Here is a 15,955-nt window from a genome sequence, read left to right on the forward strand (position 1 = left end):
GGGTCCAGGCGTCGCCGCCGGAGTCGCAGGAGTGGCAGTGCCACAGCTGTTTGTCGAGGTCGACGGAACAGGACGGGGTGCGGTCTTCATGTAGGGGACAGTTGATGGTCTGTCGGGGTCGGGTGACGGCCCGCCCGTAGCGGGCGAGCACGTCACCGAGGTCCGGTTTCTGGGGCCGGTCGGTGCCGGCCCCTCGGGTTCGCCTCACTCGGCGGCCCCGAGCCCCAGGTAGTCGCGCAATGTCGTGAGGACGTAAGCCTCTTCCCAGGCCTTCTGGCGGCGTTTGACGACGGCGATCCCGTCGACGGCGCTGTGCGGGAGGGCGCGGTGCCGCGCGAAGTTGCTTGCTTCGCGGCGGGTCTGGTCCACGAAGTCGGCCGCGTGCATGACCCCGGCCTTCGCCTCGATGACGATGAACCTTCCGTCGTCGAGGCGAATCACCAGGTCACCCTCGTCGTCGGTGCCGGTCTGGACGAGCCGTTCCACATCCAGGCCCGCGCCTCGGAGTCCGTCACGGAGGGCGGTTTGCCAGCGTTGGCCGTTGCGTTTGTTCCTGTTGTTGCGCGCTGTGGTCGCGTCTGTGGTCTTCTTAGCCATGTGGCCTCTTCTCCGGTCGGGGGCTGGGGTTAGGGGAGGATGCGTTCGGCCACGCCGGGAATTGCGGTTCCGCGGCGGGCGTCGCCGGCCCCGTCCCACTTCTTCAACAGGTATTCGAGTCCACGCCTGGTGAACTTGCCCTGCACCCACTGGGCGCCGGAGGCCTTGAGCCCGGCGCGGTTGCGCATCCACCCGTTGCGAGTGGCGCGGGCGGTCGCCGCGTTGGAGTACAGCTCGGTCAGGCCCCAGGACTGGAGGAGGACGCGGACGCTGGGTTCGGTGATGTGCTCGCCGTAGTACTCGCGGAGCATCCGCACGGCGTCGCGGAATGAGGCCAGGCCGTCCGAAGATAGCCACTTGTCGAAGATTTCAGCCTTGGGTTCGAGCAGCGCCACCTTGGTCTCGGCAACTTCGCGGCGCTCCACCTCGTCGGCCAGCTCGCGCAGAGCCTCGCCGAAGGTCTCGGGGAGCTTGCGGGCTATGCGCTCAGCGGCCTGGGTCATGATATTGAAGTAGGTGAGAGCCGCCGCGATCTCGGGTTTGCTGGGGTCGCCGCACATGGCAACGAAGTAGGCGCCCGTGCGGGTCAGGCGGAAGTCCTCAACCTGTCGCCGCCCGCCAACGGCATTGACAATCTTGCTTACTCCCACCTGGGAGATTACGTGCTGATCAGGGGAAATGCCCTGAAGCTTCATCACCTCGCGTGCCCTGTTGATGGCGTGCTTCGCTTTGGTCCAGTCCCGGTATCGCATGGCACCGAGCAGCAGTTCTCGTCCGCTCCAGGACTCTGTTCCTCTGCTGTTGACGTGCTTGATCTCATCGAACAGGCTGCGGTTGTCCTCATCGCGGATGAGTCGGAGGTTCTGATTCATGGCCTTCTCCTTGTTGTAGGGGTAGAGGTTCAGTAGCGTCCGAGGCTCGCGGTCGAGCCCGGGACGGGTTTGGACGGGTAGAACCGGCAGGTGTCGGGGTCGACGTAGAGGCTCGCCCAGGTCTGCGCGGACGGGTCGGAGGGGCCGTGGCGGTTCTTCGTCACGGCGATTCGGTATTCGTTCGTCTGCGGGTCCAATGCCACCGACAGGCTCAGGCCGGGCTTTTCGCTCATGCCACCCTTGACCTCCGAGCGCGCCGGGGGCTTCCACGGGTCTTGCTTGGATTGTGGTTTGTCGCTGGCGTGGTGGAGGATGATCGTCGTGCAACCGATGTCGCGGGTCAGCTCTGTGATCCCCTGCATCGCGTCCATCTGTGCCGTGTAGTCCGCCGCCGCTCCCTCGACATCCATGAGGTTGTCGATGACGAGGATTCGCGGCCAGGCGTCCCAGACCTCCACGTGAGCGTCCAGAGCCTGGTCGATCGCCGCCCAGGTGATCGGGGAATCGTATTCCCAGGAGATAGGCGAGGAGGCGAGGGCTTCGACGTACTGGCCGTGGCCGTCTTTGCGCGCGAAGGCCGCCTTGACCTGTTTCGTGGTGTGGCCGGTGGCCATCGCCGCCAGGCGGAACCCCACGGTGCGGGGGTTCATGTCCGCCGAGAAGTAGATCGTCGGAAGACCCAGCATGTGGCACAGCCACATCACGAACAAGCTCTTCATTGTCCCGGATCGGCCGCAGACCATCACCGGATCACCGGCGGGGATGGTGCAGCCGAGATCGTAGAGCGGTCTCAAGTGCGGGACGCGGGGCAGCTCGGGGGCTGCCTCCGCGCCCGCCAACAGGCTTTGCGCCGCTGAATGCAAAGACGGCCCTTAGAACGGGGGCGCGTCGTCGGCACCATCGGCCGAGGCCGGCGCCGGGGTCACCGGATCGGCCTCGGCGGGCCGGGCCTCGTAATACTCAGTCACCGCGCGCTCGACAGGTGCGTCGACGGGAAGCCAGACATAGCCTTTCTCGTTCGGCTTCTGGCCGACGGTGGCGATAAACGCGCCTGCAACGGCCCGCGAGGCGGGTGGAGTCAAGCGGGCGTGGGTGACTTTCACGCTCCGCAGGACAGTGGACGGACGCTTGGCCTCGGCATCGGCGGCCGTGGCGAACACGGAGATATCGGCGGTCACCTCGTCGCGGTTGGTGACCACGCCCTGATACTCGTTCGGCACATCGCGCTCCACACTGGTCGGCTCGACCAGGAGTGCGGCAACCCCGGAGTGCTCGGCGGGCTTAAAGTAACCAGAGCTGGCTACTTCAGACAGTGACATCAGACCCATACAGGAGTCCTCCTTCAATTCGTGCGGGATATAGGGAACGGGGTAGTGCCTCAGCGCAGCGGCTGGGCTTGGGACTGGAGAGCGCGGGCCTTGACCTTCCACGCCGAGGCCAAGCCCTTGTCGGACTTGAACGCCTCAGCGTTGGACCGCCACAGCGCATCCAGGGACTTCTTACCGGTGGCCTTCTCAACGGCCTCGTACAGACTGTTGACTCCGCCGAGCAGGGAATCCTGCACCGGCTCCGGGGCGACCTCGGTGGCATCGAACTCGGCCACGAGCTTCGCGGTGGCCCGCGCTGTCTGCGCGGCGCGGACCACCATCGAGGCGACCGGCTGGTTCAGGGCCTCCTCGTCCAGGTCGAAAAACACCGCGATACCTCCGGCGACCTCGTCCAGGCTGCCGGTGAACGTCGCCGAGACGCCCTCGGGCAGCTCTACCGTGAGAGCCATCGTGTATCCGGTGTTCGACATCCCAACCCCTTGCTACAAGTCCAATTTGCTTCACGACCAAGCCGTGAACTTTACGTGACGACCACTCTACACTACAAGTTCAACTTGCTACAAGTCCATTTTCGGGGAAATGGAATCGGTGATCAGGCCCTTGCGCGACCGCCACTTGCGGACGATCACGGCTTCACCGGCCGCTTCCCACCCGGCGACCAGGTCGATCCAGTGGAGCGTGCAGCGGCCTTCGCGGGCAGGCAGGTGGATAACCAGGCCCCACTTCTGGTTCACGCCCGTCAGGTCGGTGTAGGCCTCGGCGGCCTGGTCGGCGGTGAACTCGTAGCCCTTCCACCGGTCGAGCGCGGCGGCGTCGGTGGGGTTGGCCAGCCAGCGCACAGGATTGTAGGCGGTACCGTGCGCGTAGGAGGCCATCTGCGTGGCGATCGTCAACTGCCCGTCGATCGACCCGGTCTTGATGTCGGCGACGACCGTCCCGGCGGGCGCGCCGTCGGGGGTCTCCATGTCCGTGTGAAGAAGCCGGTCGGCGGTGCCGGCCGCGCCGATTCCGGCGACCACGACCGGTTGCTCGATCGCGCGCATGGTCAGCGACCGCGTGGCCGCGACATACGCGGCCAGGTCACGGGCCTGGTCGGTGCTGGACGGACGGGGCGCCTCGCCCTGGTCGTGGAGTTCGGTCCAGTGGTGCATCTCGGTGCCGTAGTCGGCCTTGGCGTGACCGCCGCCCGACCGGAACGCCTTGTAGGCCAGTCGGGTCAGCTCGCGCTTTCCCTCGGGGCCGCCCGCGTCGATGGTGCGGACGCGGTCGGTGATGCTCGGTGTGGTCGCCGCGCCCCACAAGGTGGTGCGCATTTTCCATGTCGTCAGCGACGAACCGTCGTCCAGAGTAGAGGCCAGGGTGGTGACGCGGGTGTGCGTCACGGGCTTTCCGCCGCCTCGGGGAATGACGAGGGGCTGGCCGCGCCCGTTGCGCGGCCATGAACCGGACGCCTGCGGGTCGGTGCCCAGGTGGGTGAGCGGTACGAGGGTTGCGGGCATAGAGCCTCCAATACTGGTATGTCTATTGTGCTGTGACGATGAGGATGTGGACGTTGTCGTGCTCGTCTTTCGTCGGGGCTTTCACGTCATCGGCCATGTCGGGGTCGATCAGCTGGTACCCCTGCTCGGCCAGTTCCGCCATGACGGTCGTGATGACCTTGGCGTGGTCGACCGCAGGGATGACCGCGAATTGGTCCCCTTCGTCGTCAACAACGGTCGATGCGGGCGCGGAAACGGATATGAGGGGGTAGTGCGTGTGTTCTTTCAGGATGTACTCCTAGCCCCGGCCGCGCTAGGAGGGGCGCGGCTGCTGCTGCTCACCTTTCACTCAATTGGGGTTGACAACTGAGTGGTAACTACTTATAGCAAGGGGTCCTGACACAAAAGGTAACGGGTGCGGCACAGTTGGTCCCGGACGCATTACGTCCGGGACTACGCGGGGTTCGGGTATCGAGTTGTTACAATCCAGGGTTTCCCATGAGGTAATCGTGCATCGGGCGGGCGGATGTACTCCGCATCGCCGTCGCGCCGTTCAACATGGGACCAACCCTTATTGGGGTCGTAGGCGACCACCTTGTTCTCGGCTTTAAGGCGGCTCTCCCAACGGTCGAGCTCGTCAGCCTGACTGACCGTTCGGCCCGCGAGTCGGCGGGCCAGTTGCCGCAGCATCCGCGCGTCTTGCTCGTACTGGTGCTCCAGCTTGATCTTCCAGGGGATGAGGTCCCGGTTGATGACTTGCCGTGGGTTGAGGTCGTGTCGTTTAGCGAATTCGGCGATCGCGGTCTTACCGACCTTGACGCCGTACTTTTCCAGGTGCAGGTTCGCGACCGCTTGGTAGGTGTGGCCTTCTTCGAGCCAAGCGATCACCTGGCGTTCATCTTGTATCTTGATGTTGGCCATGTGTGTGTGCTGTTGGGTGAGTTGGGTTCACTGGGTGTGGTCTCCTTGGCGATGGTCTTGCAGCGCAATGGGTGCCGGTCCGCTTCAGCGCAGACTTCCCCCTCACTACAAGTACATTTAGGCTAGCACGGGCCCCAGCCGTGTTGTTGGCCATCCACAAACCCGTTTGTGCAGGTCAATGTTAAAATAGTGGCTCAATCGTACAAGTGTTCGATGAAATTTTTCATGAGGTTTTGGCCGGAGATTCGGGTTTTTGACCCAGAAACCCTTTGGGCAACAAAAAAGGCGGGCCAGCGTGAGAGCTGGCCCGCATATCGGTTAGGTGTCGTCGCTGGTCACGTTCGCGTCGGCGAGGAGGCCGCCGCCTCCGCCGAGGACCGCAAGGCCCGAGATGACGGCTTCGGCGTTGGCGTCGGTCAGGAGGCCGACGGCAGCGAGGGCCAGGGCAAGCCCGACCACGCCCTTGTAGATGCGCTTGCGGACGCTACCGCGGGCGATGAGTTCAATGAAGTTGTCGATCACGTCGTTTCTCCTATTCAGTTGTGGTGAAATGGCTGGTCAGGTGATGGGGTTGCGGAACGCAGCTCTCCAGGTCGCCGGCCCGATCAGTCCGTCCACGGCCAGGCCCTGGTCGCGCTGGAAGGCCCGGGCGAGGTGGTCCCACTCGTCGCCGTACTTGCCGTCATTGCCGAACCGGCGCAGGTACTTGCGGCCCTTGCCGACCGGCCAACCGCGCTTGGACAGCTGGGACCCGAACCTCTTCAGCCAGGTCCGCGAGGACACGCCCTTGAACCGGGTGCCGTACCAGCCGGAGATCGACTCGTTGCCCCAGTGCGCCCACCCGAAGTAATAGCCCCCCGGAAGCGGGAAGGAATAGCGCGGCTTCGGCGCGGGCCGGCGACTGGGCCTCGATGGGTTCTTGCTCCCCGAGTCGCTGCCACCGAAATAACGCTTGAACAGCGCCGTCTTGTCCTTACCTTCGGAGTCGCGGAAGTAGGAGATGTGGGTGTGCCACAGGTGCGAGTCATCGCCGGAGGAGCGCTTGCCGAGCCGGTCCCACCGCTTGACCCTCTTGCCGTCCGGGGAGTAGATGATCTCGCGGATGTCCTCGGTGCCGGGCGCACTCTTGCGGCACTGACCGACCAGCCACAGCGACAGGCCACGTAGGGTCTTGCCGTTCTTCGCGAAGCCGCCGATGTCGATGGCGCTAGCGGCGTTCGACAGGCCACGCCGGTCGCGGGACGACTCGACCACCGAGTAGTCACCGGACACGGTCCGGTCACGTCCGCAGTGGTAGCCGCCCCGGTGGGCGGCATCGCCGACGATCCCGAGCGCGGCTGGCGACAGGCCCGTCTTATCCTTCAGGTAGTTGTGCAGCTTCTTGAGCTGCTTGGGCGCATAGGTCATGCGCGACCTCCTCTATTCAGTTGTGTCGCCGGGCAGGGGTGCCCGTCCGGAGATTCGTTAAAAGTTTCCAGCAGAAACTCTTCGGAGCCAGGAGTAGTGATGGTCAGGGCGGGTGAGGCTTTCACACCAGTGCTTCAGGAAATGTCTCTAGCAGAACCATTTCGGCATTAGAAGTGGCGGAGTTCGAGACAGATAATGCTTTCGAACAGACCGGCGCGTTCGCGCCGCTACGTCGCCCCCTCATCACGGGTAGCGTCGCCGGTCCCGCTGGCTTCCTTCCGAGGGGCCTCGATGTGGGCGAGGCGGGCGTCCAGGTCCACGAGTCGTGAGGCGTCGGTGGCGAGGACGGTGCGGATGCCTTGGAGTTCGATCTCGTGGCGTTCGTGCCGGGCCAGTAGTTGGGCGATGCCGTGGCTGATCTGGTCCACGTCGTCGCGCAGGTTGGAAGCGTGGTTGTTCGAGACTTGGTGGTCGACTTGCTTGAGTCGTTTGGTCAGAAGCCCGACTCCGGCGGCGGAGACGGCTGAGAGTCCTGAGATGAGGGCGACGAGCACTTCAGTCATGGGCGGGGGTTCTCCTTGTCTGCCAGGCGGTCTTCCAGGTCGCGGACGCGTTCGGTGAGGTTCTTGACGACATCGAGCAGCGCTACGCCCAGCAGGTCGTAGCGGACGGTGTCGGTCTGGCCGTCCTCGTCGTGGGTGACCAGCTCGGGCAGGTGCTGTTCGACCTCTTCGGCGATCAGCCCGTACTGGTCGCGGGGCGCGTCTTCACCGTCGTTGTCGGGTTTGCGGTCGTAGAGGACCGGGCGCAGGGCGAGCACGTCGGCCGGGTCCAGGGCGTGGGGGCGGATGTTCTGCTTGAACCGACGTGAGCTGGTGTTCTTGCAGAACTTGTTGTATCCGTCGATCCACACCGAGTACCAGGTGGAGGAGCCGCGCGGGCTGTTGCCGCGCACGCGCTTCGACCCGTTGGCCCACGCGATGGTGGACCCGGAGGTGAGGTACTTGCTGTGCGAGTGGCCGGAAGGCCGGTAGGTCTTGGGTTTGCCGGTGATCGAACTCCACGAGTGGCGGTGGGAGCTGGGCGAAAACGTGGAGGGCTTGCCGGTGATTGATCCCCACGAATGGCTGTGGTGGCCCGGTGGGAACGATCGTGGTTTGCCGGTGATCGAGTCCCAGGAATGGGAGTGGCCGGCGGCGGGGAACGTCTCGGGGCGGCCCTCGATGGTGGACCAGTTGATCGACTCGACCAGTGGATGCCATCCGATCCGGTCGGGGTACTCCCACCGTCGCAGTGTCGTGTTGTAGCCCAGCAATCCCAGTTGTGGGAAGGTCGGGCGGGTGTCGGTCGACCACACGCCGACCCGTTGGGAGGCGTGCGGCCTCTCGTCGGTGAGAGCCGAGGCGGGCACGGACACCGACCCCTGCGGCACGGAGACGGCCGCGAGAGGTAGTTCGTAGACTCCGGTCTTGTCCTGAGTCGGCCGGGGCGGGAGGCTGGCGCCGGGTGTTCCTTCCAGGACGACCGGTTCGATGGTGTTGGCCTCGGGGTCGAGGCGCAGCACGATCCGGTCGCGGCGCTCCGACGAAGCGGACGCCGAGATAGGGACCGTGTGGGCGTCGGAGTTGACGACCATGTGGCCGCGCACGATCGCCGAGCCGGGCCTGATCGTGACCTCCATGCCGGAGGCGTTGGCCGTCACCTGGAGTGCTCCGGAGTGGTAGCCGCCGACCACGCCGGAGTCGGCCAGTTCCTGGAATAGGAGCGTGTACTGGTCTTCGGTCGTGTCTTGGGATTCGAAGGGGAAGGATGTCCATGTCATCGCGTTCGCTCCTTGTATTCGGTGGTGGAGAGTAGTTCGGGGTCGCCTAGTTGGACACCGAAGAGGACGCCGTCCTTGTCGCCTTTGAGGACGTGTCCGGTGACCTGGGCGGTGGCGGGGCGTCCGGCGATATCGACGCTGATGCGCGACCCGAGCGGGTAGGTGGCCGGGTCGGCGCCGTCGTCCATCGGGACGGCTTGAGCGGCGACTTGCTCGACGCCTTCGGCTTTGAGTTTCGCCCTCAGTTCGGCGTCGATCTCTTTGTTGGTCGACTCCGAGATCTGCTCGATGCGTCGGCCCCATGCGCGTGAGGCGGCCTCGACCTCGGCGACGGTGGGCGCGGTGATGACCCGCTCCTCGGCCCCGTCGTCGTTTTTCACGACAGTGTCGTTGATGTACTGGGTGATCTGGGGTGCGGCGATGGCCCATCGGGCCCCGGCCAGCTGGTTGCCTTTGATCGTCCACGTCCGCTCACGGGTGAGGTCTTCCAGGACGCTGCAATGGAACTCGCGGTAGGAGCCCACTTGGGTGATCCAGAACCGCAAACGGCCGATCTCGCCCATGCGCCTGCACACGTCCAGTACGTTGTCCCACCGCATCTTCACCGCGACCTCAGGGCCCAGGGGCGGGCTGTGGATATAGAGCTTCAGCCGGATCTTTCGGGAACCGATCGTGAGGTTCTTCTTGACGGCATCGACCATGACCTTCTCGGCGGTGCCGGTGAACGTCCACGTGGCGTCGCCCTGGTCGGTGGGGCCTTTCCAGAACACCGGGAATATGAGGCGGTCTTTCAGGTGGATCTCGTCGGAGACGCCCGTGACGATGACCATCCCGGCCGGGTCGGTGGCCGTGGCTTGATGTTCGGCGCGGGTCATCTCCCCGGACAACAAGGGCCCGTGGGGGCCGTGGACGATGATGCCCGCACCCGGCTGTTGCAGCGCTTGCGCCATGGGTTCTTCGACCGGGAGGCGCACCTCCCAGGTGCCGACATCGTTGAACAGGGGTTGGATGAGCCAGGACGCGGATTCGGGCAGTTGCCCGACCCGCGTCAGGGTCCGGTCGCGGACCTCAATCCGCACGCGCCCTACAGAACTGACCATGCGCATTTCCTCCATTTGCAGACCACCAGGGAATCGGTGGTGACGTTGTCGAGCCCGATGGTGATGTGGCTGCGGCCCGGCGGCAGGGAGAACAGGTCGGGCCCGAACGACATCGACGCGTAGCGCGAGGCCCCCGAGGAGTCGGTGACGGTCTTGGCTTTCGCGTCAATCACCAGTCGTTCGCCCTCGCCGAGGGTTCCGTTCCAGTCGAACCCGGTTTTCCCTTCGAGGGAGACCGATAGGTTGCTGGCCGGTCCGGTGACCTCCCAGACCGGCCAGGACGGGGCCGAGCCGTCATTGACGAGGGCGACCTCACCCTGCGCCTGAGAAGACGACACCTGCAGCGATACGAGGCTCCCGCCCAGCAGGCCTCGGCCGCCCATAGCCTTGATGACCACGTGCGAGGTGCGCGAGTAGGTCCAGTAGGGCTCGCCCGCCCGCAGCGTGATCATGGTGTGCAGCCAGTCGCGGCCGGTCGTGTCCTGGCCGGTGGCCCAGTCGCCGCCGCCGGTGTGGACGACATCGACCTTCCAGTACTCGCCGGAGGGGAGCATCCACCGCAATTCGGCCGGACCGGCGAGCATCCGCTCCAACACCCTCAACCAAGAGCGCAGGTCCTCCGGGCTCTGCCCGAGGATCTGGAGGGGCAGGTCGATATCGCGGGGCAGAATACGCCGCCCGCGGTAGAGGGCGCCGTCTCCGGCGCCCTCTACCCATTGGGTGGCCACCGGTGGGAGGCCGAGGCCTCCCGCACCGGGCCCGACTTCGATCCCGGTCCCGTCGCTGGCGATACCGCCCAGCGAGAGCCGGTCCGAGTCGTTGACCAACATCAGATACGACACGGGTCTCTCCTCACCATCCCAGGCGGCGGCTGCGCGCCGCCACCACGAACAGGGCTTCCTCTTCCGAGAGCGACTGGTTGGGGGCGGCGTAGTAGTTCAGTACGCGTCCGCCGGCCCCTTCGGTTTCACCTCGGGCCGAAGCCGACCGGTGCAAGACGGCCGTCGCTTCCCCGACCACGTCGGGTGCTTCGACCGGGGCGATCTCGGTGTCTGCGACCTCGCGTGACAGTCCGGCCAGCGAGGCGCGGACGGCCGCATATTTGGACTCCAGGCCCTCGATGAACCCCTCGATGACCAGCTGCCCCGCGCCGATGAGGAGCTTCCGGTCTTTCTCGGGCGGGCCTTTCCAGTCGGTCAGGGCGTCGGTGAGGTCTCCGAGGGAGTCCTGCACATCGCCCCACATGTCCTGGATGCCGGTGATGAAACCCCTGATCAGGTTCTTACCGGCCTCGATCAGCGTGTCCTTGATGCCCTTCAGGGCCTTTTTGGCCTTGGACGGCAGCTTCTTGACGGACGTGATCGCCTTGTCAATCGCCTGCTGGAACTTCTTCGGCAGTAGGGACTTGATCTGATTGGCGCGGTCGATCATGCCGTCCTTGACCTCGCCGAGTTTGCGCACCATGTTGCGCGCCCAGGACTTCACGCCGTCCACGACCTTGCGCCACATGTCTTTGAACTTGTCGACGAACTTGCGTCCCAAGCCCTTCACCCAGTTGATCAGGGACTCGCCCCATTCTCTGATCTTGGCGAGCATTTTCTCGTTCATCCGCGCCTGAAGCAGGACCGCTTTGTCCCACAGGTCGCCGAACCATTTCTTGAAGCGCGGCCACAGGCTCTTGACCCACTCGATGAACGAGGTGCCCCATTCCTTGATCTTGTTCAGGAGTTTCAGCGTCCATTCGCCTTGGAGGGCCACGGCCTTGCGCCACAGGTCACCGAACCATTTCTGGAAACGAGGCCACAGCTTGGCGGCCCACTCCCCGAGTTTGCCGAGCAGTTTCCCGGCGCCACCGAGGATCACGTCCGTGAGCAGCACCCAGGCGAGTTTCAGGCCACCCACGATCAGGTCCCAGATGCCCTCGAAGATGGATTTGACCCCCGACCAGGCCAGTTCCCAGTCGCCAGTGAAAACACCGACCACGAAATCAATCAGCCCCGATATGATCTCCAGGAAACCGGTCACCACCTGCATCGCGCCCTCGAAGGCGAAGACGATGCTGTCAAGCAGGACGTCTCCGACGAACTTCAAGGCGGGCAGCAGGATCGGCTCCAAGAGATCGACTAGGCGCCCGAAAGCGCTGATCAGGGGCGTGAGGCCGTCGTTGATGAACCCGGTGACAATCGCGGCGATCTTGGGTAGCCATTCGGCCGCCAAGGGAGCGAGGACTTCGGCGACGAGTCGGCCGCCGAACTCGATCAACGGCGCGAAGGCCGCGCCGAGCCCGAAGACGGCCTCCAGGATCGGGCCACCGAACGCGGTCGCGAACCCACTGATTTGGTCGAAGGGGATGGCCGCGGCGAAGCCCGCGAAGGCCTCGGCCGCAGCGAGCACCAAGGGAGCGGCGGCCTGAACGGCGGACAGGAGCCCGCCTGCCAGCACGGCCACGACCGGTTCCAGGGCCGGAGCGACGATCGCGGCGGTCTCGGCGAGGGTACCGAACACCCCCGCGAGCAAGGGACCTGCGGACTCGGCGAACTGGCCGCCGAGGCTGAGGAGCGCCCCGAGCCCGGCCCCGAGGGGGCCCCAGAGCGGTTCGAGGTCGTAGATCGCCAGGGCGATCCCGTTGAACAGGTCGGTCAAGCCGCCTTGCACGGCCGGGCTCGCCGCCACCTCCGCCAGGCCACCCGCGAGCGTCCCGAGGGCGTGACCGGCGACGGGCAGGATGGTCTGCATGGTCTCGCCGAGCGTGATGAACAGGTCCCGCACCGCCGGCCCCGCTGTATCAGCAAGGGCCTGCATCCCCCGGTGCGCCGAGGCCAGGAACGCCGTCAGCGGCTCCTGGAACTCCGGCGAGTTCACGACATCGGAGATCGACTGCATCCGCGCGGCGAACGATTCCAGGCTGGCGGCTCCGGCGTCGGCCGCCGCACCAGCCAGGCCCGAGAACGTGCTGAACGTCGCGGCGATGATGTCGCCCAGATGCCCCAGGTTCTCAACGGCAGTGTCGACCCACCGTTGCAGCGACCCGTCGGCCTCCGCCCGTTGCAGGAACGCGGCGAAGGCCTCGGCGTTGTCGGTGAACCACGCCGAGAGGCGCGGGAGCATTCCCGCGCCGACTTCACCGAGAATGCGGATCGTCTCGGCGTAGGCGTCGGTCGCCGTCGCCGCAATCTCAATCGAGGTGGTGAGGTCGGCGAACATGCCCGGAATGCTCGATTCCAGGCTCGCTGCGAGACTGGTCGAGAGGTTCGCCGCGAACGTCCCCAACACCGACGACGTGTCCCGCAGGCCCGCCGCGAAGGCGGGGAAGAGGGTGTCGATCATGCCCCGGATCGGTTCGGCGGCCCTCGCCCAGAACGCCGCCGACATCTGATCCTGGAGAACCGCCAGCTGGTCCTTCACCTCAGGCAGCACCTGGTTGAAGTCCTTCACGACCGCGACGAGGGCACCCAGGCCGATCCCGATACCGGTCAGAATGCCCGGCAACGCAAGGGCCGCCGGGAGGGTCGCGGCCAATCCCGCGCCCAGTGATAGGAGATTGCTGGTCGCGGCGGCCAGCCACCCGGTCACGTTCGCCAAACCCAGAGACCAGGCCGACCAGATCGGCAAAGCCTTGTCGAGGTCTTTCAGCTGGTTGGTGATCTTGTCCAAGCCCGTCCACGCCAGCCGCGCCCCGGAGAGCGCGGCCAGCGTCGTCGCCACGTTCGTGAACGCGGCGTTGTCGATCACCGGGGAGATCACGACCTGACGAGCACGAGTCAGCCAGCCGATACGCCGGTTGGTGAGCGTGACGGCCGTGCGGGAGAGGTCGGGGACGATCCTGATGTCCCTCGGTTCGTTGTCGTTCTCCCAGTCGGCCAGGGCCTGTTCGGCTTTCGCCTGTTCTTCGTCGGGTAGCTCCAGGCCGATGAGGACTTGCCGCTGTTCCGAAAGGAAGGTCTTCAGTTGGGCTTCGGCGGCGTCGGTGCCGTCGAGCTTCAACTCCATGCGCGCCTCGTTGAACTGCGCCTGCCACGCCTTCAACTTGGCCGACGCCTGGCTCATCGACGACTGGTCGAGCGTCACGTCCACGGCCCACGGGTCCAGGTTCTCCGCCCACGCCCGGATGCGTTCCCGCACTTGAGCCGCCGAGGCCTCGGCCAGGTCGATTTTGATGGCGACCTTGCGCAACTGCTTCTCGATGCGTTTGAGGGCGCCGTTGAGTTCCTTCTTGACCTGGCGGCCGAACCCCGTTGTGGAGGGAAGGACCTTGATGGCGACCTTGCCGACCGTGTTCACCTTCGGCATGGCCTCACCCCCTCGGCCCGGCCGTGAACCGGGCATGAAGATCCGCCACCGTCACCCGCTTCGCCTGCTCCCTCGCCTGCCTGGGTTTCGGGCGCGGCCAATGGGGAATCGTCGGCGGGCTCTTCTTCCAGTTGCCCGTCGCGCGGGTGTTCAAGTTGATGGCGTCGTAGATGTCGGCCAGCAGGAACCGGGAGGCGTCCCAGCCGTGCAGGCCCTCGTTGCCCGCCGCGATGGCGCGCGTCAGAGCCTCCTCCGGCAGCGCCTCGATCAGCAGCAGCACGAGGGACGGCGCGGGGCCGTCCCCGGCGATCACTCCGGCCAGGTCGACCCCGTAATACCGTTTGAGATCGGGGTAGAGCCCGGTCCCGTACTCATCGACGAGTCGGGCCAGGCTTAGGCTTCCCCCAGCTCGGAGCCCTGCCCGTACTGCTCCAGCACCGTCAACAGCGCCGGAACGTCCTCACCGATCGCCTCCAGCAGGCGCCGGCCCTGCCCCTTCGTGGCCGCGACGAGGCCGACCATCTCCCGCAACGCTCCGATCTGGTCGGCGACGGCGATATCGCCGTCGCTCAACGAGTCCTGGAGGGAGGCGAGACGATCGCGGCGGGCCTCCGGCAGCCGCAGCGCGTTCAAGAGGGTGACGGTAGAGCCGTCGCCCATGTCGATGTCGAGGTTGCCGTATCGCGCTTCGGCGGCCTCGCGGATCGCGTCGAGCCCAGTAGATGCCATGTGATTCGTCCTCTATTCAGTTGTCGATATTGGTCTGGCCGGCGGACAGACCGATTCAGGCTTCGGGGGCCGGGGCCTTGCCAGCAGTCCAGGCGGTGCCGTCCCAGTGGGCTTCGGTGGCGTCGCCGAGCACGATGTACTCGCCCTCATCCCACGCCTCAGAGGGCTGGGCGGCCAGGGCCTGGTCGCCCAATTCTTGAAGGTCGGCCGGGGGGACGGCGTTGTACGGCTCGAAGCTGCCGGGCTTGCCGGCCCATGCCGTCTCCGCCTCGACCGGGGTGTCCCCGAGAGGCGTGATCGCATACGTCCAGGTGTTCTGCTCGAACGCGAGGGGCTTGACCCCGAGCGGGAGACCGGCGAGGGTCTGGCCATCACCAAGAGACGGGTTGTCGGCGCGGAAGATCTCCACATGCGGAGCCCAGATCGCGAAATAGGACTCACCGTCAAGGAAGACGGCGAGGAAGGCCTTCTTCGAGGGCTTCGCCTCGGTCGGGACGCCCTGCATCCCCGACGACAGGGTCTCCATGTTCGAGCCGAAGAACAGCCGCAGCGACTGAGTGTCGAACTGCTGGAGCGTCACCCGCAGCGTTTCGGTACGGGGGCTGTAGACCGTCCGCAGGGTCTTGTTCTGCAAGGTGCCGATCGAGGTAGCCTCGCCGCCTTCGGCCTCGATCGCCAGGATCTCTTCGAGCGAGGTGTGTCCGATGTTGTCCCACGGAGAAGTGGGAGAGAGAAGGTCGTCGGGCAGCGCCGTCCCCACCGGGGCGACGAAATAGTTACCGCTACCGACGACCAGCGTTGCGCTGTCGTTCTTCAATTATGTTCCTTCTCCCCGCCCACGGCCGCAGCCGAGAGCAGGCTATATTCAGTTGTGTTAATTCAGTTATGGAGATTCAGTTATGTTTTCCGCCCGAGGTCAGGAGTACTTCAGGGGCATAAGAAAAGCGCCTCCGCCGTGTGGAAGCGCTTATGATTCTCAATCAGCGGTCGAGAATCATTGACTTAGATTGAGTGAAATGTGGTTACTCATTGAACCAGGGCGAAACAGCCTGATACTCGCCACCATTGCCGTTCCAGATGAAGACCATCCGGTACTGGTGAAAGTTGCCGATATTGAAGCCCTTCTTATCGCAGCCCTTGTCGCCACCGTCGTCGATGGTCATGACCTTGCGAACTTTCCCGGTCATTCCATCTTTCAGGTAAAGATAGCCCTTTACTCCATGTCCATCTTTCTTTGTGTCGCAAATCTTGAACATGTCGCCATCGTCGATGAACTTGAAGTATCCACGGTCGGTCTTGTAGGTTTTATCGCCAGCCATGGCAGGGGCAGCCGTCATGCCGACCAGCGCGAGGCCAGCGGTACCAGCGATCGCGAGGCGGGTGATCCAAGATTTGCGCATAGCGATTCTCC

General features: G+C 65.0%; 18 protein-coding genes and 1 pseudogene. All 19 read right to left on the bottom strand.

What is annotated here, in order from left to right; genetic code table 11:
- Positions 1-4 precede the first annotated feature (4 nt).
- Positions 5-208, bottom strand: a pseudogene (locus ACFTE1_RS16145) (CHC2 zinc finger domain-containing protein); the annotation flags it as partial.
- Complete coding sequence (locus ACFTE1_RS16150) at positions 205-597, bottom strand: hypothetical protein (protein ID WP_380621408.1); 393 nt, start codon at positions 595-597, stop codon at positions 205-207. The gene ACFTE1_RS16150 and the pseudogene ACFTE1_RS16145, both read right to left, overlap by 4 nt.
- Before the next feature lie 29 nt (positions 598-626).
- Entirely contained in the window at positions 627-1,469 is an 843-nt protein-coding gene (locus ACFTE1_RS16155) for a phage antirepressor KilAC domain-containing protein (protein ID WP_380621410.1), read from the bottom strand.
- Positions 1,470-1,498: 29 nt separating this feature from the next.
- Positions 1,499-2,332: an AAA family ATPase gene (locus ACFTE1_RS16160; protein WP_380621412.1), complete on the bottom strand. Its 834-nt coding sequence runs from the start codon at positions 2,330-2,332 to the stop codon at positions 1,499-1,501.
- 9 nt (positions 2,333-2,341) lie between these two features.
- Complete coding sequence (locus ACFTE1_RS16165) at positions 2,342-2,797, bottom strand: hypothetical protein (RefSeq protein WP_380621414.1); 456 nt, start codon at positions 2,795-2,797, stop codon at positions 2,342-2,344.
- A 50-nt stretch (positions 2,798-2,847) separates the two neighbouring features.
- Complete coding sequence (locus ACFTE1_RS16170; RefSeq protein ID WP_380621416.1) at positions 2,848-3,267, bottom strand: hypothetical protein; 420 nt, start codon at positions 3,265-3,267, stop codon at positions 2,848-2,850.
- Between the two features lie 87 nt (positions 3,268-3,354).
- Entirely contained in the window at positions 3,355-4,296 is a 942-nt protein-coding gene (locus ACFTE1_RS16175; protein WP_380621418.1) for a hypothetical protein, read from the bottom strand.
- A gap of 432 nt (positions 4,297-4,728) precedes the next feature.
- On the bottom strand, positions 4,729-5,196 hold the full coding sequence (locus ACFTE1_RS16180) for a hypothetical protein (RefSeq protein WP_380621420.1): 468 nt from the start codon (positions 5,194-5,196) through the stop codon (positions 4,729-4,731).
- A 318-nt stretch (positions 5,197-5,514) separates the two neighbouring features.
- Positions 5,515-5,718: a hypothetical protein gene (locus ACFTE1_RS16185; RefSeq protein ID WP_380621422.1), complete on the bottom strand. Its 204-nt coding sequence runs from the start codon at positions 5,716-5,718 to the stop codon at positions 5,515-5,517.
- A gap of 36 nt (positions 5,719-5,754) precedes the next feature.
- Positions 5,755-6,603 carry a peptidoglycan-binding domain-containing protein gene (locus ACFTE1_RS16190; protein ID WP_380621423.1) on the bottom strand — a complete coding sequence of 283 codons (849 nt, stop codon included), beginning with the start codon at positions 6,601-6,603 and terminating at the stop codon, positions 5,755-5,757.
- A 227-nt stretch (positions 6,604-6,830) separates the two neighbouring features.
- Positions 6,831-7,166 carry a hypothetical protein gene (locus ACFTE1_RS16195; protein ID WP_380621425.1) on the bottom strand — a complete coding sequence of 112 codons (336 nt, stop codon included), beginning with the start codon at positions 7,164-7,166 and terminating at the stop codon, positions 6,831-6,833.
- Positions 7,163-8,425 carry a tail fiber domain-containing protein gene (locus ACFTE1_RS16200; RefSeq protein WP_380621427.1) on the bottom strand — a complete coding sequence of 421 codons (1,263 nt, stop codon included), beginning with the start codon at positions 8,423-8,425 and terminating at the stop codon, positions 7,163-7,165. Before ACFTE1_RS16200 ends, ACFTE1_RS16195 begins: the two co-directional genes overlap by 4 nt.
- The gene (locus tag ACFTE1_RS16205; protein ID WP_380621429.1) at positions 8,422-9,525 is read right to left on the bottom strand and encodes a Gp37-like protein; all 1,104 of its coding nucleotides are present in this window, start codon (positions 9,523-9,525) and stop codon (positions 8,422-8,424) included. Before ACFTE1_RS16205 ends, ACFTE1_RS16200 begins: the two co-directional genes overlap by 4 nt.
- Positions 9,510-10,367, bottom strand: a complete 858-nt coding sequence (locus tag ACFTE1_RS16210; protein ID WP_380621431.1) for a phage distal tail protein — start codon at positions 10,365-10,367, stop codon at positions 9,510-9,512. The genes ACFTE1_RS16205 and ACFTE1_RS16210 overlap by 16 nt, the downstream gene beginning before the upstream one ends.
- A gap of 10 nt (positions 10,368-10,377) precedes the next feature.
- Positions 10,378-13,815 (bottom strand): phage tail protein, encoded by a 3,438-nt coding sequence (locus ACFTE1_RS16215; RefSeq protein ID WP_380621433.1) that lies wholly within the window; start codon positions 13,813-13,815, stop codon positions 10,378-10,380.
- Between the two features lie 4 nt (positions 13,816-13,819).
- On the bottom strand, positions 13,820-14,128 hold the full coding sequence (locus tag ACFTE1_RS16220; protein WP_380621435.1) for a hypothetical protein: 309 nt from the start codon (positions 14,126-14,128) through the stop codon (positions 13,820-13,822).
- An 80-nt stretch (positions 14,129-14,208) separates the two neighbouring features.
- A complete protein-coding gene (locus tag ACFTE1_RS16225; protein WP_380621437.1) occupies positions 14,209-14,544 on the bottom strand; it encodes a phage tail assembly protein in 336 nt (111 codons plus the stop codon).
- A gap of 55 nt (positions 14,545-14,599) precedes the next feature.
- On the bottom strand, positions 14,600-15,361 hold the full coding sequence (locus ACFTE1_RS16230; protein WP_380621439.1) for a phage tail tube protein: 762 nt from the start codon (positions 15,359-15,361) through the stop codon (positions 14,600-14,602).
- A 205-nt stretch (positions 15,362-15,566) separates the two neighbouring features.
- The gene (locus ACFTE1_RS16235) at positions 15,567-15,944 is read right to left on the bottom strand and encodes a hypothetical protein (protein WP_380621441.1); all 378 of its coding nucleotides are present in this window, start codon (positions 15,942-15,944) and stop codon (positions 15,567-15,569) included.
- Positions 15,945-15,955 lie beyond the last annotated feature (11 nt).

This window comes from Salininema proteolyticum, assembly GCF_042685645.1.
GTDB classification, from domain to species: Bacteria; Actinomycetota; Actinomycetes; order Mycobacteriales; family Micromonosporaceae; genus Salininema; species Salininema proteolyticum.